The organism is Ruegeria sp. BC2 (assembly GCF_056539245.1).
In genome coordinates, this window is sequence record NZ_JBQFUQ010000001.1 from 694,274 (window position 1) to 713,293 (window position 19,020).

Sequence of the window (19,020 nt, forward strand, 5' to 3'; positions counted from 1 at the left end):
GCAGCAGTATCGGAGGCAAAATTGACTGGCAATTTGAATGGGATGGCAGAAGACCTGTACCTGGGCATCAAGGACCTGCCGATCGTGTCTCCGCATGGTCACTGCGATCCGGGGTGGTTTGCATCCGATGCGCCGTTTCCCAACCCGGCAGAGCTGTTGGTGGTTCCCGACCATTACGTGTTCCGTATGCTCTATTCGCAGGGCGTTCCCTTGTCGGAACTCGGCGTTGGGGAAGAGGGGCGAAAGAAGGATCCTCGCGCCGTTTTCCGCACATTTGCCGAACATTGGCATCTGTTTCTGGGAACGCCTTCCCGGATCTGGATGAACTACGTGCTGCATGAAACGCTGGGCGTGTCTGAAGAGTTGTCTTCGCGCACGGCAGATCTGATCTACGACAAGATCGCGGAAAAGTTGGCGCAACCCGATTTTCGCCCAAGGGCATTATTCGACAGGTTCGGGATCGAGGTTCTGGCCACTACGGATTCGGCTCTCGACACTCTCACATGGCATCAGGAGATCCGTGCAAGCGGTTGGGGCGGGCGGGTTGTTCCGACGTTCCGCCCAGACGGGGTCTTGGATGGGGCGGACCCGGAGTTCGTAAAGAACCTGGACAAGTTGGCCGAGCTGACAGGCTGCGATCTGGGCAGCTATGATGGCTATCTCAACGCGCTGCGGATGCGGCGGGCTTATTTCATCCAACTGGGCTGTACCGCCACCGACCACGGTATCGAACGTGTACAGACCGTGTGGCTTGAGGACCCAGATGCGCTGTACCAGCGGCTGAGACGGCGGGAAGGGACCGAACAGGACGCCCGCCGTTTCTACGGGCATATGCTGATCGAAATGGCGCAGATGTCTGTCGATGATGGTCTGACCATGCAGATACATGCGGGCAGCAAACGCAACACGAACAACGCGGTAATGCGGGATTTCGGACGGGACAAGGGGGCCGACATTCCAATCGCGATGGATTGGGTCACGGGCCTTGAGGCGCTGTTGAACCGGGTCGGAAACTCAGCGGAACTGCGCATCATACTCTTTACATTGGACGAAGGCACCTACGCCCGTGAACTGGCCCCTATGGCGGGACATTGGCCGTGCCTTCGGATCGGGCCGCCTTGGTGGTTCCACGACAGTCCGGCCGGGATTGCGCGGTATTTTGATCAGGTCGTTGAAACGGCCGGGTATTACAATCTGGCCGGGTTCAATGACGACACACGGGCTTTTCTGTCCATTCCTGCACGACACGACCTCTGGCGGCGGGGCGTGGCGATTCATTTGGCCGAGCAGGTTGCGCGCGGTTACTTCGGTCGGGACAGTGCCGAGCATCTTGCACGGTTGTTGGCGGTCGATCTGGCGAAACAGGTTTATGGATTGCAGAGTTAGATGGGGACAATTCTTCACTTCGGCCTCGGAAACTTTGCCCGGGCGCATTTGCTGGACTACACCGATCAAGCGGGTGGATGGGACGTTGTCGGCGTCAGCCTGCGTTCATCCTCGGTTCGGGATGGATTGGCAGGACAGGGTTTCAAGTACGATCTGTGCGTACAGGGGCAGGGCGTCCGGCGCATCAAAGCTCTGCGCGACGTTCTGGTCGCGCCCGAGGATCGTGCAGCGATTTTCGATGTGATGGCGGATGCCGAGATCATTTCGGCGACCGTGACCGAGAAAGGTTATCATCTGGATGCCGCGGGCAAGCTGAACCTCCAGGACCCGGCGATTGCCGCCGATCTGGCGGGGCAGGGGCCCGCGACTCTGATCGGGTTTCTTGCCTTTGGTCTTGCGGAACGGCGCAAGCCAGTGACGGTGCTGAGCTGCGACAATCGTATGGAAAATGGCAAAACGCTCGAGACGGCCGTTTTCGGTTTCGCGAAAGCAGCCGGTCTGGACGTCAATTGGGACGCCGTTCGCTTTCCCAACGCGATGGTCGACCGGATCACCCCGGCCACCACGGACGCCGTTCGCGCAATCAGCGGTGACCCAATGGCCGTTCCGACCGAGGCGTTCTCTGAGTGGGTGATCGAAGACAATTTTGCCGGACCGCATCCGGATTGGCCGGGCGTGCAACTGGTCGATGACGTGGCCCCGCACGAGATGCGAAAGCTGCGCATGTTGAACGGGGCCCATTCCCTGTTGGCTTATGCCGGGTTGGAGCGGGGCCTGACCTACGTCCACGAAGCGGTTCGAGACCCGGTTCTGCGCCCGCTGGTTTGCGAGTTGATGAAGGATGCGGGCACAACGCTACCCGCCGCGGTGCAAGCACAGGTTCCGGACTATGCCGAGGCTCTGTTGCACCGCTTTAAAAACCCCGAGTTGGCGCATCGTCTGGACCAAATCGCGATGGATGGAAGCCAGAAGCTGCCGTATCGGTTTGTTCCCACACTTCGTGAGACCGGCTCTCAGGCGGTGATTGCGGGGATGCGGGCCTGGGTCTCGTATTGCATGTCCGAGACCGCCAAAGGTCGGGCGCTGAACGATCCTTGCGCGTCGGAAATCGCTTTGGCTGCCAAGCAGCCGGATCCGCTAGTGCCGCTTTTGCGTCTTGTCGGAGCCGAGGATCTCGCGCCGCTTATCCGGGAATGATCGCGCCGCGGAACTGAACAACGGTGGATGCCAGATGGTGTCCAGCCATCAGGGCCTCGGCCTGTGATTTCCCAGTCAGCAACGCCGCAAGGTACCCACCGTTGAAACTGTCGCCCGCCGCGGTCGTATCCACCACGTTTTTGGCAGGCTTATAGGTTTGGTCAATGCACTGACCAATGGACAGGGGGCCATTCTCTCCGCGCTTCAACGCGCCGATTCCGTGATGACCCGCAAAGCGCGCCGCCACCTGTTCGGCGCTTTCCCCGAACAGTGCCATCTCGTCGTCGATGGATGGCAGGGCAATGTCCGCACGCCGCCAAAGCCGTTGGTTGATCTGCCGGGCGTGTTCAACGCTATCCCAAAGACGCGGACGAAAGTTGCTGTCATAGACCAACCGGACTGAAGCGCCGTCGAGCCAGTCCAGAAGCGCAAGCCTTACCGAATGCGGAAGAATGGCCACGGAAATCCCCGACAAGTACAGCACGTCATAGCCGTTCAACGAGCTAAAGTCGTGATTGGCAAAAAGCTGACGAGCGGCCGCTTCGCTGCGCCAATAGGTAAAGCTGCGTTCACCGTCCGCAGAGGTCGTGATCGCGTACAGGCCCGGAGAGGCGTTCGGAATGATGTGGATGCCGGATGTCCCGATACCATGGCTGGCGATGAAGTCCGCTATGCGCCCCGAGAACGGGTCGTCGCCCAAACATGTCACATACTCCACCTGCAGATCAGGCGCTGCGCGGTGCATGTAGATGGCCGTGTTCAACGTATCCCCCGCGACACCCACCTTCGCGCCGGTTTCCAGCATGGACAATTCAATCATTGCTTCGCCGATGCAGGCAATTCGCGTCATTTCTTTTCTCTTTTCCAGATGATGAGACCGGCAACCATGATCAGAGCAGCCCCTGCCAACGTGAATGCGTCCGGTACTGTGTCAAAGAACAGATAACCCCAGATCGCAACATATATCAGGAACGAATAGGTAAATGGCATCAGCTGGTTCGCCGTTCCGAACCGATGCGCGTTTGTCAGCAGTTGATGCCCGGACCACCCAAAGACGCCAAGACTGATCAGGACGATCAGGCTCCAGGTGTTTTCCGGTTGGATCCAAAACCAGATGGCGAACGGCAGCAGGACCACCGTCCCAGTAAGCCCGAGGTAGAATTGCATGGTGTCCACGGCAACAACCCCCGACAGCCTGCGCGTCATGATCGAGTACAAAGCCAACGCGGTGGCATTGTAGACGATCAGCAGCATGGTCGGATGAAAGGCCGAACCAAACGGCCGCACGACAACCAACACCCCTAGGAAGCCCAGGATGATGGCCGTCCAACGCCATGGGCCCACGCTTTCTTTCAACACAAAGACGGACAGAAAGCACACAATGACCGGGCTGGAAAACATGATTGCCGACACGACGGTCAGGGGCAAAAACCGCAGGGCATAAAAATTGAAAACGGTTGCTGAGATCAGCAGTAAGGCCCGGCTAATGACCTGCCATGGATGGTCGGTCTTGAACCGGCTGGCCTCAATTCCGCCCTTGGCGATCACGCCCACAGAGATCACGAAGTGCCCTGCATAACGCATGAAAGCCAACTGAAATGCCGGCACGCCGGCCAACGCCAACCATTTGGCCCCAAGGTCCACCAGCGAAAAGAACAGCCACGCCGTCAGCATCAGCACGATGCCGAGGCGCGGCAGATCCGCAGTGGGGTTGGCGGTGACGGCCATCGATCAGGTGTTGAAACGTTTGACGTAGTAGTCAACCATCTGGCTGACCATGTCATCCGCCTGACCGTGGTCGCGCGCGTCGTTCAGCGCGGAAAGCGCACCCTGCGACATCACGCTGGTAACGCCGGCGTCGCGCGCCATTCGCTCATAATACCCAAGGTCTTTTGCCGCGTTCTTGATGGCAAAAGCCAGCTGGTTTGGATCATTCTCGACACCGTAGGCTTTGACGAAATCCATCATTCCGGAATGCAGCGGCCCCGCGGCCATAACGTCATACAGCTGCTTGCGGTTAACGCCGGTGATGTCAGCCATGGCAAAGGCTTCGGCCATCGCGTTCGCGACCGTCATGCCGAAGAAGTTGTTGATCAGCTTGATCGTATGTCCCGATCCGACAGGGCCCAGGTAGAAGACGTTTTCGCCCAGATCCTTCAGTGTCGGCTCGGCCTTGTCGAAGGCAGCCTTGTCGCCGGACGTCATGATGTTGAGCTTGCCTTCCAGCGCATGCGACGGCGTCCGGCCAAGTGGCGCGTCAAGGTAGCTTCCGCCGGCTGCGGCAACCTCCTCGGCCAGGGCGCGTGTACTGCCCGGAAGCGAGGTGCCAAAGTCGATGACGATCGCCCCGGGCTTCAGTCCCGCGATCACTCCATCAGCACCGCGCATTCGGCCCTCGACCTGCTCAGACGTTCCCATGCACAGCATCACGATGTCGCTGGCCTGAGCCAACTCCCGCGCGTTTTGCGCCTCGCGGGCGCCCCGGTCAATCGCGGCATCCAGATGTGTGCGGTCGCGGTTTCCCAACACCGTGACCGAGTATCCCTGGTCCAACAGCCGGCTCACCATGGCTCCGCCCATGAGTCCAAGGCCGATAAACCCAATTGATGGTTTGCTCATTGGTTTCCCTTTCCGTGAATAAGTCTGGTTATCATTCTTGTGTCTGTCGCGGGCGGATTTGCAGTCTGATTGCTCATATTGCCCGGGGAATAGTCATTGGTCTTTTGAATGGTCCGAAATTTTGCCCTGCCGCGTCTCAGTCAGGCCGGCGCCCGCGCTCGAGCGGTTCGCGCCTTCAGCTCCTGTTCGATGCGTGATGTGACTTCGAGCGTCCGGGCTGCATCCTCGACGTCGATCAAAGGTGGGGCGCCATCGATCACGTCAAGGAAGTGATCCAGTTGCGCCTCCAGCGGCGTGCGTGTCTGGTCCGGCCTTGGAATTTGGTCTTTTTGGGCCGCAGTACCCCAATCTTGTCCGCGCCACAGGGTCATGGATGGAAAACTGACGGCGCCCCTGGTTCCCGTGATCCACATCATGTCCTGATGGGACGTGCCGATGTTCGGGTTTTCGCCGGTTCCGGCTTCAAACCCCCAAGGGCTGGGCGCGGTGTCGGCAAAGCTGATGGTACCCGTCGCGCCGTTTTCGAATGCGATCGCGACAGCGCCGCTTTCGATCCGATCCGATCCGCGGATCGACGCGCCGGGCAGGGCGACAACCTCCGAGATTTCTCCGATCACAAAGCGCAGGACATCGATATCATGCACGAGATTGATCATCACCGGGCTGCCGTCGGAAGTCCGCCAGTTCTGTTCAAAATAGCTGTCGGGTTTACGCATGGCCCACAGCAACGAGACGTTGATGACTCGTCCGATCGTACCTTGCGCGATCACCTCCTTCAGGTGCTGCAAGGTTGTGTGGTACCGCCTATGATGGCCAACCAGGCTGCGGACATTGGCCTCGCTAACGGCCGTCTTAAGGCGCAGGGCATCATCGACCGATGCGGCAACCGGCTTTTCGATCAGCATATTCCAACCACGGGACGCGGCCAGAATGCCATGTTCGGCATGCAGGCGGGTCGGCGTCGCGATGATGACGCCATCCACTGTGTCCTGCACCTCGTCCATACTGGCAAAACGCGGCGCGTCGATCTGGATCGAGCCATCCGGATCGGCCAACCCGACCAACGTGCAGCCGGGATGCTCAATGACGGCGCGGACGTGGCGGATACCGATCAATCCGCCGCCGGCTACGAGGATCCGTTTCACATCACCGCTCCGATTTGCCAGGGAACAAATTCGTAGTCACCCAAGCCCTGCGCCTCGGACTTGGTCCGCGCGCCCGAGGCGACTTGGAGCAGCCGTCGGTATATCTCCTGTCCTTTTTCTTCGACGCTGACGCCTTTGGTCAGAATGTCGCCCGCGTCCACGTCCATGTCTTCGGGCATGCACCTCGCCAATTCGGAATTGGTGGCGATTTTCAGCGTCGGCGCCGGTTTGGACCCAAAGGCCGACCCGCGCCCCGTGGTGAAACACACAAGGTTGCACCCGGCCGCGATCTGCCCGGTCACCGAGGCCGGGTCGTATCCGGGGCTGTCCATGAAGGTGAAGCCTTTGGCGGTGATGGGTTCGGCGTATTTGAATACACCGTTCAAAGGGGTGGTTCCGCCCTTCGCCGCAGCCCCCAGCGATTTCTCGAGGATGGTCGTCAGACCCCCTTTCTTGTTGCCGGGGCTGGGGTTGTTGTCCATCGAACCGTGATTGCGGGCGGTGTAGTCCTGCCACCAATCGATCAGTCCGATCAGTTTTTCCCCAGTTGCGCGGTCAAGGGCACGGCGGGTCAGAAGATGTTCGGCTCCGTAGATTTCGGGCGTCTCCGCAAGGACACCCGTGCCACCTTGAGCGACCAACAGGTCGCAGGCATGTCCGAGCGCCGGGTTCGCGGTCACACCTGACCAAGCGTCCGATCCACCACATTGCAGCGCAACCATCAGTTCAGACGCCGGGGCTTCTCTGCGCTTTGCCTCATTGGCAATCGGCAGCATCTGGTTGATCTTGCTGATGCCCATCTCCACGGTCCGGCGCAATCCGGCGACGTTCTGGATGTTCATCGTCTGGAAGGTTGGACTCTGCTTCAACCCATATGCGTCCAGCAGCCAGTCGATCTGGTTCATCTCGCAGCCCAGACCGACCATCAGAACGGCAGCGTGATTGGGATGTTTCGCAAACCCCCACATGACCCGTTGAAGAGCTTCGAAACCGTCGCCGGAATCGGCCATTCCGCAGCCCGTTCCGTGGACAAAGGCCACTACGCCGTCGACGTTCGGAAACTCGGCCAGCTTGTCCGGCGTGAAGTGGTTGGCGATCATGCGGGCCGCCGTAGCAGAACAGTTCACGGTGGTCAGAACCGCGATGTAATTGCGCGTGCCGACCCGACCGCTGTCCCGATGGTAGCCCATGAATGTATCGACCGAGGTGGCGGGTCTCATAGGCCTGTGATCCGTCGCAAACTCATAGTCCACGCTGGTGTTTCGGAACTCGACATTATGGGTGTGTACATGATCGCCGGGGTGGATCGGTTGGGTGGCGTAACCAATGATCTGGGCGTATTTTCTGACCGGATCGCCGGGTGCAAGGGTCGCCGTGGCGACCTTGTGGCCCGATGGGATGCGCGCATTGGTCGTGACGCCTTCGACCACACTGCCGGCCTCCAGCAGCCGAGTTGCAACCACCACGCTATCCGTTCGATCTAAACGTACAAAAGTCATAATCAGCTTTCCTGGCGGCTGCAGCTAGGCGCAGAACGGCGAGTCCGATGTCCACCGGTGAATATCTATATGCGGCTGTCCAGACAGCTTTGCTCGCGCCGCCTCCCAATTGGATTTGCAGACACGCCAATCCCGCAGCTCGGTTTCGGGGCGCGATCTGGACCTTGCGATGAAGCTGGGGAAATGGTCTCGACCGGTGGGCTGGCCTGCCGCACTGAAGCGGATGTCGAACGACCAGCGGAACCGGTCCGTTTCGTTGACCAACGACGCATGTGGCGTCAGAGGATGAAACAGGATGACCCCGCCTGCCTTAACGGGCAAGGGCACGGCTCGCTCTTCGTCAATGAATCCGTCGGCAATGCCTGTCTGCGTCCGCGCGCAATGCGGCAGGATGGATTGGCCCTTTGCCTTAGGCAGCACTTGCAGGCAGCCGTTTTCGACCGTTGCATCGTTGACGGCAATCCAGACCGTGACCATGTCGGTCTGGTCCGCATCCTCCAACGCAACTGCCCGGTCCTGATGCCAGTCCGTTGCGGTTATATGCGCCCGCACCTCGTCCTTGGACAGCTTGAGGGCAGGGGGCTTCAGCCGAACGTGCTGGATCGGATTGCTGACCAACTCTGGCCCGATCAACTGCTCGACGATGTCAAGCATGGGCTGGGCCGTCAGCAAGTCGAACACTGCGGGTCCTATATGGAACGGTGTGTCAGCCATGATCCGGTCGCCGGGCAATGAGATGTCCAGCGGCTGGAAATAGTCGCAACCGGCCTGATAAGCGGACAGAAGTTTGTCCCAGAATGACATCCCGGATGGTTCGTCCTTGACCAGCCCTTTTTCGTACCAACCGTCAAAGAGCCGGTTCAGGACATCCGAGTATTCGGCTTGCACCCGATCAAGGACGTCACCGGGAATTACATCCTCGACCACGAGGTATCCGTCCGTCTGGAACTTGCCAATCTGATCTTGTGTCAGCATGGGTTCGACCTCACAACAACAGCGCGATGATGCCCGGCCAGATCAGAAGAACGGAAAGTGCCAGCAGCTGGATCCCGATGAATGGCAGGAAGCCGCGGAAGATATCCGTCAGGCTGATATGCGGCGGGGCGACCGATTTCAGGTAGAACGCCGCCGGGCCGAACGGGGGCGACAGGAAGCTGACCTGCATGTTCATACAGAACACGACGCCAAACCAGATCGCGACATGACTGGGCTGCAACTGGCCGATGATTCCGATTTCTTCGATGGGAAGGCGCAGGACGATCGGCAGAAAGACCGGGATGATCAAAAGCACGATGCCGACCCAATCCATGAACGCGCCCATGAACAGCAGGATCAGCATCATCACCAGAATGACCAGCATCGTCGGCAGGTCCTGCCCGACGATCAGGTCGGCCACGTATTGAGGTCCGCCGGCAATGGTGTAGGCACCCGCCAGCGCGGCGGCGCCGATGGTGACCCAGATGATGGTGCCTGTGGATTTCAGCGTCCGCATCAAGCTGTCCCAAACCAACTCGAACGATCCTTCGCCCCGCAGGATGGCGATGATCAGAACGGCGAAGGCGCCCATGCCTGCAGCCTCGGTGATGCCTGTGATCCCGCCATAGATCGAGCCGAGTACGACGCCGATGACGACCAGCGGCGCGACGAGGCCTTTGCCCATTTCCCAGCCGATTTTGGCGCGCTCTCTGCCAAAGACGAAGAAGATCAGCAGAAGGGCTATGATCGTAATACCGGCAAACCAGGGCAGGTAGTCAGCTGTCCCCAATCGCGCGGGCTCGCCCTGGCTGGCAGCGTTCGAGCCGGAAAGCTCGAAAAACGCGGCCCGGATAAACAGAACGGTGGAAAATCCGGCGACGACGATGCTCATGAAGGCGGCAAACAGTTTGCGTTTTTCGGCCGGTTCGGGGTCGTTCGGATCCGGTTCCGGCAGCGGCGCGTGATGAGGATTCAACTGCGTGCGAATGATGATGTACAGGATGATCATCGAGGCCAGCATGAAGCCCGGAATAAAAGATGCGGTGAACAGCGACTTGATCGAGGTTTCGGTGATCAGCCCATAGATGATCAGAACGATCGAGGGCGGGATCATGGTCCCCAGCGACCCTGAGGCGCAGATGACGCCGATCGCGAGGTTCTGATCGTAGCCGAGGCGCAGCATCTGGGGCAGGGCGATCAGACCCAGCAGGACAACCTCACCACCGATGATGCCGGACATGGCCGCCATGATCACCGCCATGATCGAGGTCACGATCGCAATGCCGCCGCGCGTTCTGGACAGCCAGACATTCAGCGACGAATACATGTCGCGCGCGATCCCGGATCGCTCCAGCAGCGATGCCATGAAGATGAACAATGGCACGGATATGAGCACGTAGTCCGTTAAGAGCCCATATATCTTCTGCGCCAGAATATAGAGTGGCCCTGTCCCCGGGCGTCCGGTCAGAATGCCGTCACCGAATGAAAACGGGTTCAAAAGAAGTGTCGGCTCGAACTTCAGAACAAGAACCAGAACCGCAAGCGAGGCCGAGGCCAGGCCCAGGGGCATCCCGATCGCCAGAAGCACGATCAGGGCGACCATCAGGATGAGTGAGATCGTTCCAATATCCATCAGTCTTGTCCCACCGCTCGTTTGATCATTTCAATTTCGTCTTCGTCCGGTTCATCCGTGTGGATTTCCGGTTCTTTGTTCCAATCCGCGATCAGGTTCAGAACGGCCTGCATGGCGACCAGGGTGATCACGATCAGGACCATGGGCTGCAACGTCGCCGGGATCGGCGGGTTGAAGGCCGAGCCATAAAGCTCCCATTTGTAGAGTTTGTTGACGAAAACCTGCTGATAGCTGCCGTAGACCAGAAAGAACGCGAACATCACGATCAGGATGGTCGAGATCGTGTCGAACACCCGCTGCAACCAGCGGGGAACCGCATCATACAGCAGAAAGATCCGGATATGGCTGCGTTGCTGCATGGCATAGTAGCCGGACATCAGGAACACGAAGCTGGCGAACCACAGCGTCATCTCGTTGGCCCATTCGGTCGGCTTTTCGAGGATGTAGCGCATGAACACTTCGTACAGCATCACCACCGTCATGATGGCGATCATCATCATCGTGACCCGGCCGATGAACAGGGCGAAGCGGTCCATCGCAGTCGTGCCCTCGTATTCCATCGCGGCCGGCTGGACGGTCTTGGTTCCGATCACCGCAAGGATCGGCAGCAGTATCAGCGCGCCGATATCGACAATATCGACAAATCCGCCGAAAACCCCGGTCATTTCGGGCGTCACGTCGCTGCGCAGATAGATTTCCGTTACCTGGCTTTTCAGAGATTCGGACGTGTAGGGCAGCCAGTCCAACAGGAAGGCCGGCAAATGCCAGACGAGCCAACTGGCCGTTGCGACGAAGGCGAGCGGGATGAGCCACTCCAGTATTCCGCCTGAGTTTTTTTGCATCACGTAGCCCTCGTCCTTATCCGTCGATCCGGTGGTGATCGATAAATTCCAGGTCCGGCTCGACGCCCAATCCGGGGCCGGTCGGGATCGTCACGCGGCCGTTGTTGGCCTTGACTTGTTTCTGTATCTCCAGCGGAACGGTCAGCAGATCGTCGCGGAATTTGTTGTCCGTGGTGTCGAATTCCAACATCGGTTCCCAAGGGTGCAGACCGCCCGGCATTGCCGGCATTGCCGCGAGCAGATGCAGGTTGGTGGCCACAGCAACCGCACTTCCCCAGACGTGATTGACGACCGGGGTGAAGTGTGCGTGGCACAGCGCAAGTACCCGCAAATACTCAGAGATTCCGCCCAACGCGCATACTTCGGGCTGAGCGATATCGACACTGCGGTTTTCGAGAAGCGCGCGCCATGCCCAGCGATTGAACACAGCCTCGCCGCCGGAGATATTGACCTTCAGCCCCGCGCGCAGTTCGCGATAGCCATCAAGATCCTCAGGGGCCACCGGTTCTTCAAACCAATAGGCGTCAAGCTCTTCCAAGGCGCGGCCCAAATAAAACGCGTCCGAGGTCGTGTAGGCATGATTTGCGTCGACCATGAAGGGGAAGTCTTCGCCAACCCCGCGACGCACCGCCTCGCAAAGCTGCACGTCCGGTTTGGGTCCGAACCCGGTCTTCATCTTGGTGGCGACAAACCCCATGTCCCTGATCGTTGCGGCTTCGTCCTCGAACCGGGCGGCAAGGTCGGCGATCGGCTCATCCCGCAGCATCATCCCGTAGCCGTAGCAGGGAACGCTTGTCCGATGCGCGCCGCCGATGAGTTTGTACAGCGGCAAACCGGCCACCTTGCCGACGATGTCCCACAGGGCGATGTCCAGGCCGGACAGCGCCTGTATCGGCATTCCGCCTTGCCCATGATCTCGCAGAAGGTTGTACACCTTGTGCCAGATCACGTCCTTGTCCAAAGGGTCCAGCCCCAGAACCATCGGCTGAATGACCTGTTCAACGATGGATTTGTTGGCTCTTGCTACGTTGCCGGGGCCAAAACACTCTCCCCAGCCGGTCACGCCTTCGTCGGTTTGAACCTCGACCAGATGGGTTGTGCGCTTGTCATAATACTGCTGCGAATACCCCAGGACTTCGGGCATCTCGTACTGCAGTACATGGCTGGTGATCTTGGTGATTTTCATGAAATGCAGGATCCCGGGCACATTCGGAGAGGCCGTCAGCACGGCCTTTCCGATTGTCGTTGAGTGGCCGAAGCCCGATTATTGCATTGCGCCCAGATCGCGCAGGAAGTTGATGTGGCTTTCCAACAGCGCCTTGGCCTCTGGGGTCGTGGCGAACTCGGTCCACCCGACCTGAACGGCTGCGCGGTAGGCGGCCAGATCTTCCGGCGACCACTCATACAGCTGAACGCCTTTGGCCTTCAGGTCCTTGGCGGTCTGAGCGTTCTGCACTTCGTTGATCGTCGCATTGTGCAGCGCCAGGCTGTCCATCGCGACTTCCATGATCTTTTTGTGATGTGCAGGCATCGCGTCCCAAACGTCCTTGCGGCAGGCCAGGTGGTCTGCGGGCATCGAGTGGAAGCCGGGATAGTTCGTGTGACCGGCGATTTCGTACAGACCCAGACCCACGTTGTTGGTCAGGTTCGCAGCATCCGCGCCGTCGATGATGCCGGTTTCCAGAGCGGTGAAGATTTCGTTGAAGTCCATCACGATCGGCGATGCGCCCAACTCGGCAAAGACCTTGGTGGCCAGGCCCGGGGGCGAACGGAATTTCCAGTCTTTGAAGTCATCGACCTTGGCGATCGGCTTGGTCGAGGCCAGAGATTCCGGCCCCGGGATCCACCAGCCGATGAATTCCATGTCGTAGCCGTTGTACAGGTCATTGACGGCATCTCTGCCGCCACCGTGCAGCAGCCATGCCATTTGCTGATAGGGGTTCTGGTAACCGCCCAGCAGATCGCCCGCGAACTGGAAGGCCGGGTTCTTACCGGTCTGATAGCCGCCGCCGGTCATGTCGCAGTCGAGGATGCCTGTCGCCGCGGCATCGAAGGTTTCGACCGATTTGACCACCGAGGACGAGTAGAACATCTCGACTTCGATTTCGCCGTTCGACATTTCCTGGATGTCTTCGACGTATTTTGCCGCCATCTGCCCGGACAGCGTCTCGGGCGAGAAATGGGTTTGAATTCTCAGCTTGGTCGTTTCAGCCACCGCGAAACCGGCCGCCATCGTCGTTGCTACGGCCGCAACAGCCGCTGTCTTGACTATTTTCATATTGTCCTCCCAGACGTTGAGCAGTGCGCCGGGTAGGAGATCTTGCCGCCTCCCTTGTCGACACGCTGCTAGACGTTAAGCGGTCGAATCGAATGCAACAAGTAAAATATGAAATTTTCAAGAAATTCGAGATTCTTGCAATAAATCGAAAATATGATTAGGACACTAAGTGGCCAGACCTGAAAGGTGCAAACCGGAATGAATGAAGAAGTAGATATTTATCAGCACCTTAAAATGCGTCTGATCTCGAACGGATTCGAGCATGGTGCCAAGGTTCGGGCCGAAGAGTTGCGCAAGGACTATGGGTGCTCGGCCAGCACGGTTCGCGAAGTTCTTTTTCGTTTGTCATCGGTGGGTTTGGTGGACTTTCAGGAGCAGAAGGGCTTTCGCGTCCCGAAGCGTTCGCCGAAAAAACTGATCGAGCTGACCCACATCCGCGTTTTGCTGGAGGGAGAAGGCACCGCAATGTCGATCCGCAACGGCGGGGTGGATTGGGAAGCCAGGCTGACCGCGGCGCATCACAAGCTGAGCCATATCGAAAAGCGCATTCATGCCACCGACGACCCCAGCGAGCTGATCGAGATCTGGTTTGCCTCGGAAAAGGAATTCCATCAAACGCTGATCTCGGCCTGCGGATCGGAAACGTTGAAGCAGATGCACGGCCGAATTTACGCGCAATTCCGGCAGCAGCTGATGGTGGCGGACCGGCGGTTCGAGTTCATCTCCGAGAACATCCGGCATCACGCCGACATCCTCGAGGCCGCATTGTCCGGCGATGAGCAACTGACCAAGCAGAAGATTCATGACCACCTCAAGCGCCATCTGACAGGCAAGACGATGGGCGATTAAACGCGGAAGTCATCCTCAAGATAAGCGCGGATGATGTCTTCAAAGCTCGACTCTGCGCGGAAGCCCAGCTCAAGCGCGCGGTCGGTTTGAAAGTCGCGTGGCCAGCCTTTGACAATGCGCTCTATGTCCGGGTCGGGAACATGCTTTATCAGGTTGACCGCGTCTTGACCGGCGACAGTGCGGAGAGCTTCGATCTGTTCGGCGACCGTACAACTGATGCCGGGCATGTTCAGGGCGCGCCGGTCGTTCAGCAGCTTCGTATCAAGATCGGCCGCGCGGGTCAGAAATCTTGCCGCTGCCCGAGGGCTGGCGTGCCAGTGGCGAACGGTGTCGTCGACCGGCAGAACCGCCTCAAGCCCGTTCAGGGGCTCTCGAATGATACCCGAAAAGAAGGAGGAAGCGGCGGCATTTGCCTTGCCAGGCCGCACGCACAGCGTCGGCAGACGCAGGGAGATGCCGTCGATGTATCCTTTTCGACTGAAGTCGGAAATCATCAACTCGGACGCAGCCTTCTGCGCCCCGTAGCTGGTCAGAGGGGCGCATAGGAATTCATCGTCGATCCTTGCGGGGAAAGGGGCGCCAAAGACGGCTATGGACGAAGCGAAGACCAGCCGCGGGCGGTAGGCGCCGCTGGTGGCGTTATGCTCGTCCTTCAATGCGTTCAACAGTGCCCAGGTCGTCATCAAGTTGACGTCCCAACCAAGGTCAAAATCAGCTTCTGCCTGACCCGAGACAATCGCGGCCAGATGAAAGATCACGTCAGGGCGCTGAGCTGCCAGAAGCTTGGCCGAGTTCTGGGCCGCGATGTCGCCAACGATTTGTTCTCCCGGTGCACCCTCGACCGGAAATGAAAGGTCGAACAGTGATACACGGGCGTCCGGACCAAAGGTCTGCTCGGCCGAAATGTGATGCGCCAGCTTCTGACCCAGCATTCCACCGCCGCCGATGATGAGGATATGCGTCACGACATGCCATTCCGTTTTCTGAGCTCGAGGTAGAGCGCAGAGTGATCCAGCTCGGCCCCATCCATTTCGTTTATCAGGTATTCGAACCGGTCGCGTACGGCTTGCGTATTGGGCAGTTCCAGGCCGAGACCGCGTGCCTCAGCCAAGGTGTTGTCCAGATCCTTCAGCTGAAATTTCGAGAGTCCGCCTGGAACGAAATCCCGGTTGGACATGCGTTCTCCGTGCTGTTGCAGGATCACGCTGTCGGCAAACCCACCGCGCAGCGCGGCGCGCAAAGCAGCCGGGTCTGCGCCACCTTGTTCGGCCAGCAGGGTTGCCTCGGCAACGGCGGAAATTGTGACGGCGACGATCGTCTGATTGGCCAGTTTGCACAATTGACCTGCGCCGCTGGGGCCGACATGCACGGGGCGCCCCATGGCGGAAAGGACTGGCAGTACCTCCTGCATGACGCCCTCGTCGCCCCCCACCATGATCGCCAGCGAGCCCGCCTCGGCCCCCCTGGTGCCACCGGAAACCGGGGCATCCAGATGCCGCAGGCCGAGGGTTTCGAGATGGGCAGACTGCGCGCGGGCATGTTCAGGCTTGGCGCTGGACATGTCGATCCAGACGGCGCCAGGTTTAAGCTGGTCGCAGAAAGAAGGGTCTTCCAGCAGCGCGCCGGTTGCGTATCCGTCGGACAGCATGGTCACGATCACATCGGCTTGGGCAACCGCTTGGGCCGGGGTGTCCGCAACTGTAGCACCTTGGTCCGCCAATGGTCGTGCCTTTTCGGCGCTGCGGTTCCAAACGGTCAGGGGAAAGCCTGCCGCAAGCAGGTTTCGTGCCATCGGCGCCCCCATTAGGCCGGTGCCCAAAAGGGTCACTTTGCGCTTTTCGCTCATACTTGCTTATCCTCCTTCGGGCCGCACCACGCATGGTTATAGCCAAACCAAAATCTCTGTCATACGCTAACGGCATCAAGTTCCTGCGCCAAAGCCTGTCGCGTGTCCATGCAGAATTTTTTGGTGCTGCCCGGTCGCACTCGGGTCCGGGGTCGTGGTGTTTGATCGCAAGTAGTGAAAGGTAAATTTTACATATGTCAGAAAGACTTGTGGGGAAGCGCGTCCTTGTGACGGCCGCCGGACAGGGTATCGGGCGTGCCAGCGCAATCGCAATGGCGCGCGAAGGGGCGCAGGTGTTTGCGACGGATATCAACCTCGAAAACCTTTCTTCGATTCGGTCCGAGAATCTCGAAAATATCGAAATTTTCGAGATGAACGTCACCGATGACGCCAGCGTCTCTCAGGGGGTTGAGCGGGCAAATCCGGACGTGTTGTTCAACTGTGCGGGCTTCGTGCATCACGGGACCATCCTGGACGCCACCGATGAGGAGTGGGATTTTGCGATGGACCTCAACGTGCGGTCCATGATGCGCACAACGAAGGCTGTGCTGCCGGGGATGGTCGAACGGGGCGGCGGCTCGATCATCAACATGTCTTCCGCTCTGGGGTCGATCATCGGCGCGCCCAACCGCTTTGTCTATGGTGTGACCAAAGCAGCGGTCGTGGGGCTGACGAAATCGGTTGCGGTTGATTTCATCACGAAGGGCATTCGCTGCAACTGCATCTGCCCCGGAACGGTCGACAGCCCCAGTTGGCGCGATCGGGTCGAGGCCTTGGCCCAAGAGCTGGGCAGCAGGGAAGAGGCCATGGCGCAGTTCGTGGCCCGCCAGCCCATGGGCCGCGTCGCCAAGGCGGAAGAAATAGCGGCACTGGTCGTCTACCTGGCAAGCGATGAGAGTGCTTTCACCACAGGACATACACACATAATCGATGGGGGGTGGTCAGGCCAATGACGAAGATAACAAAGGACGATCTGCGGTCGCGGAAATGGTTCATGAACTCGGAGAACCTCGAGATGACCGCACTGTATCTGGAGCGGTATCTCAACTACGGCCTGACCCGCGCCGAGCTTCAATCCGGCAAGCCAATCATCGGCATTGCGCAAACGGGTAGCGATCTCAGCCCGTGCAACCGCCACCACCTGGAATTGTCCAAACGTGTGCGCGACGGGATCATCGCGGCCGGTGGCACGTGCATCGAAATTCCGGTGCACCCGATTCAGGAAACGGGTAAGCGGCCGACTGCCTCGCTGGATCGCAATCTGGCCTATCTTTCGCTGGTCGAGAGCTTGTTTGGTTACCCGATCGACGGCGTGGTGCTGAACATCGGTTGCGACAAGACCACGCCGGCGCTGTTGATGGCGGCCGCCACCGTCAATATCCCGGCAATCGCTCTGTCCGTCGGCCCGATGTTGAACGGCTGGTGGAAGGGCGAGCGCGCAGGGTCGGGAACCGTGATCTGGAAGGCTCGGGAAGACCTTGCTGCCGGTGAAATCGACACTGATGAGTTCATGGAGATTGCAGCGGCTTCCGCGCCTTCGGTTGGCTATTGCAACACGATGGGAACGGCGACCACGATGAATTCGCTGGCCGAAGCCTTGGGAATGCAACTGCCCGGGGCCGCCGCGATACCGGCCCCGTACCGGGAGCGCGGGCAGATCAGCTATGAAACCGGAAAGCGCATCGTCGAGATGGTGTGGGAGGATCTGCGCCCAAGCGATGTCATGACGCGGGCGGCATTCGAAAATGCGATCGTCATCAACTCGGCGATCGGTGGATCGACGAACGCGCCGATCCATTTGAACGCGATCGCCCGGCACCTTGGCGTTCCTCTCAACAACGATGACTGGCAAAGCCTGGGTCACGACGTACCGCTGCTGGTCAACATGCAGCCGGCCGGAAAATACCTTGGAGAAGATTACCAGCGCGCCGGCGGTGTCCCTGCCGTGGTCGGTGAGTTGATTGATGCCGGATTGCTGCCCAACCCCGATGCGCTGACGGTCAACGGCCAGTCGATGGGCGAGAACTGCGGGACACGCCGGTCGCTGAACGACGACGTGATCAAGCCGGTGAGAAATCCGGTCAAGCATCAGGCCGGGTTCATCAACCTCTCGGGCAACCTGTTCGAAAGCGCGATCATGAAGACATCGGTGATCTCGTCCGCTTTCCGCGAGGCCTACCTGTCGAACCCGGATGACCCCAATGCATTCGAGGGCCGGGCGGTCGTTTTTGACGGGCCTGAGGACTTTCATCACCGCATCGATGATCCGGCAGAAAACATCGATGCAGACTGTATCCTGATCATGCGCGGTGCCGGACCCAAGGGTTACCCGGGCGCGGCCGAGGTGGTGAACATGCGGCCGCCCTCATACCTGTTGAAACAAGGGGTCGAGGCGCTGCCCTGCATCGGTGATGGGCGCCAGTCCGGCACGTCCGGAAGCCCGTCGATCCTGAACGCCTCGCCCGAGGCGGCCGAAGGCGGCGGGCTGGCGCTGGTGCGAAATGGCGACCGGTTGCGCATCGATCTGGGCAAAGGGACGGCGGATATGCTTGTTCCGCTGGAGGAGCTGCATGAACGCGCCCGCGAACTGGAAGCTGCAGGTGGCTATTCGGTCCCGCCCGACCAGTCACCGTGGCAGGAGATCTTCCGCGAGAAGGTCGATCGTCTGGATCGCGGCATGACGCTGAAGGGCGCCGACAAATTCAGGGACATCGCGCGGCAATTCCTGCCGCGGGACAATCACTAAAAGGA

At 59.3% G+C, this 19,020-nt stretch carries 16 protein-coding genes and 1 pseudogene; 5 read left to right on the forward strand and 12 right to left on the reverse strand.

The features are described 5' to 3' along the window. Positions 1-42: 42 nt before the first annotated feature. Positions 43-1,386 (forward strand): glucuronate isomerase, encoded by a 1,344-nt coding sequence (gene uxaC, locus ACR0CU_RS03385; RefSeq protein ID WP_480642461.1) that lies wholly within the window; start codon positions 43-45, stop codon positions 1,384-1,386. Then, a complete protein-coding gene (locus ACR0CU_RS03390) occupies positions 1,387-2,583 on the forward strand; it encodes a mannitol dehydrogenase family protein (RefSeq protein WP_480642463.1) in 1,197 nt (398 codons plus the stop codon). On the opposite strand, the gene ACR0CU_RS03395 is transcribed toward ACR0CU_RS03390, so the two are convergent. From ACR0CU_RS03395 to ACR0CU_RS03440, 10 genes and pseudogenes are all read right to left on the reverse strand, one after another. Further along, complete coding sequence (locus ACR0CU_RS03395) at positions 2,570-3,433, reverse strand: sugar kinase (protein WP_170445280.1); 864 nt, start codon at positions 3,431-3,433, stop codon at positions 2,570-2,572. The genes ACR0CU_RS03390 and ACR0CU_RS03395 overlap by 14 nt on opposite strands. Further along, positions 3,430-4,311, reverse strand: coding sequence for a DMT family transporter (locus ACR0CU_RS03400; RefSeq protein WP_170445283.1), 882 nt, complete (start codon positions 4,309-4,311; stop codon positions 3,430-3,432). The genes ACR0CU_RS03395 and ACR0CU_RS03400 overlap by 4 nt, the downstream gene beginning before the upstream one ends. Before the next feature lie 3 nt (positions 4,312-4,314). After that, a pseudogene (locus ACR0CU_RS03405) lies at positions 4,315-5,217 on the reverse strand (NAD(P)-dependent oxidoreductase); the annotation flags it as partial. A gap of 125 nt (positions 5,218-5,342) precedes the next feature. Beyond that, on the reverse strand, positions 5,343-6,347 hold the full coding sequence (locus ACR0CU_RS03410; protein WP_170445288.1) for a Gfo/Idh/MocA family protein: 1,005 nt from the start codon (positions 6,345-6,347) through the stop codon (positions 5,343-5,345). Next, positions 6,344-7,846, reverse strand: a complete 1,503-nt coding sequence (locus ACR0CU_RS03415; protein WP_170445291.1) for a UxaA family hydrolase — start codon at positions 7,844-7,846, stop codon at positions 6,344-6,346. The genes ACR0CU_RS03410 and ACR0CU_RS03415 overlap by 4 nt, the downstream gene beginning before the upstream one ends. A gap of 24 nt (positions 7,847-7,870) precedes the next feature. Next, the gene (locus tag ACR0CU_RS03420; protein ID WP_170357469.1) at positions 7,871-8,821 is read right to left on the reverse strand and encodes a phytanoyl-CoA dioxygenase family protein; all 951 of its coding nucleotides are present in this window, start codon (positions 8,819-8,821) and stop codon (positions 7,871-7,873) included. A gap of 10 nt (positions 8,822-8,831) precedes the next feature. Next, on the reverse strand, positions 8,832-10,454 hold the full coding sequence (locus ACR0CU_RS03425; RefSeq protein ID WP_170445294.1) for a TRAP transporter large permease: 1,623 nt from the start codon (positions 10,452-10,454) through the stop codon (positions 8,832-8,834). Further along, a complete protein-coding gene (locus ACR0CU_RS03430) occupies positions 10,454-11,296 on the reverse strand; it encodes a TRAP transporter small permease subunit (RefSeq protein WP_174819626.1) in 843 nt (280 codons plus the stop codon). Before ACR0CU_RS03430 ends, ACR0CU_RS03425 begins: the two co-directional genes overlap by 1 nt. A 16-nt stretch (positions 11,297-11,312) precedes the next feature. Then, positions 11,313-12,482, reverse strand: coding sequence for a mandelate racemase/muconate lactonizing enzyme family protein (locus ACR0CU_RS03435; RefSeq protein ID WP_170445297.1), 1,170 nt, complete (start codon positions 12,480-12,482; stop codon positions 11,313-11,315). Between the two features lie 78 nt (positions 12,483-12,560). Beyond that, a complete protein-coding gene (locus ACR0CU_RS03440; RefSeq protein WP_093961716.1) occupies positions 12,561-13,574 on the reverse strand; it encodes a TRAP transporter substrate-binding protein in 1,014 nt (337 codons plus the stop codon). A gap of 198 nt (positions 13,575-13,772) precedes the next feature. On the opposite strand from ACR0CU_RS03440, the gene ACR0CU_RS03445 reads away from it, so the two are divergent. Then, complete coding sequence (locus ACR0CU_RS03445; protein ID WP_170357473.1) at positions 13,773-14,423, forward strand: GntR family transcriptional regulator; 651 nt, start codon at positions 13,773-13,775, stop codon at positions 14,421-14,423. On the opposite strand, the gene denD is transcribed toward ACR0CU_RS03445, so the two are convergent. After that, complete coding sequence (denD, locus tag ACR0CU_RS03450; protein ID WP_480642467.1) at positions 14,420-15,388, reverse strand: D-erythronate dehydrogenase; 969 nt, start codon at positions 15,386-15,388, stop codon at positions 14,420-14,422. The genes ACR0CU_RS03445 and denD overlap by 4 nt on opposite strands. Further along, positions 15,385-16,269, reverse strand: coding sequence for an NAD(P)-dependent oxidoreductase (locus tag ACR0CU_RS03455; protein WP_170445303.1), 885 nt, complete (start codon positions 16,267-16,269; stop codon positions 15,385-15,387). The genes denD and ACR0CU_RS03455 overlap by 4 nt, the downstream gene beginning before the upstream one ends. A gap of 194 nt (positions 16,270-16,463) precedes the next feature. On the opposite strand from ACR0CU_RS03455, the gene ACR0CU_RS03460 reads away from it, so the two are divergent. Both ACR0CU_RS03460 and ACR0CU_RS03465 read left to right on the forward strand, forming a co-directional pair. Then, positions 16,464-17,222 carry an SDR family oxidoreductase gene (locus ACR0CU_RS03460; protein ID WP_170363738.1) on the forward strand — a complete coding sequence of 253 codons (759 nt, stop codon included), beginning with the start codon at positions 16,464-16,466 and terminating at the stop codon, positions 17,220-17,222. Further along, positions 17,219-19,015 (forward strand): IlvD/Edd family dehydratase, encoded by a 1,797-nt coding sequence (locus ACR0CU_RS03465; protein WP_170445306.1) that lies wholly within the window; start codon positions 17,219-17,221, stop codon positions 19,013-19,015. Before ACR0CU_RS03460 ends, ACR0CU_RS03465 begins: the two co-directional genes overlap by 4 nt. Positions 19,016-19,020: the final 5 nt, after the last annotated feature.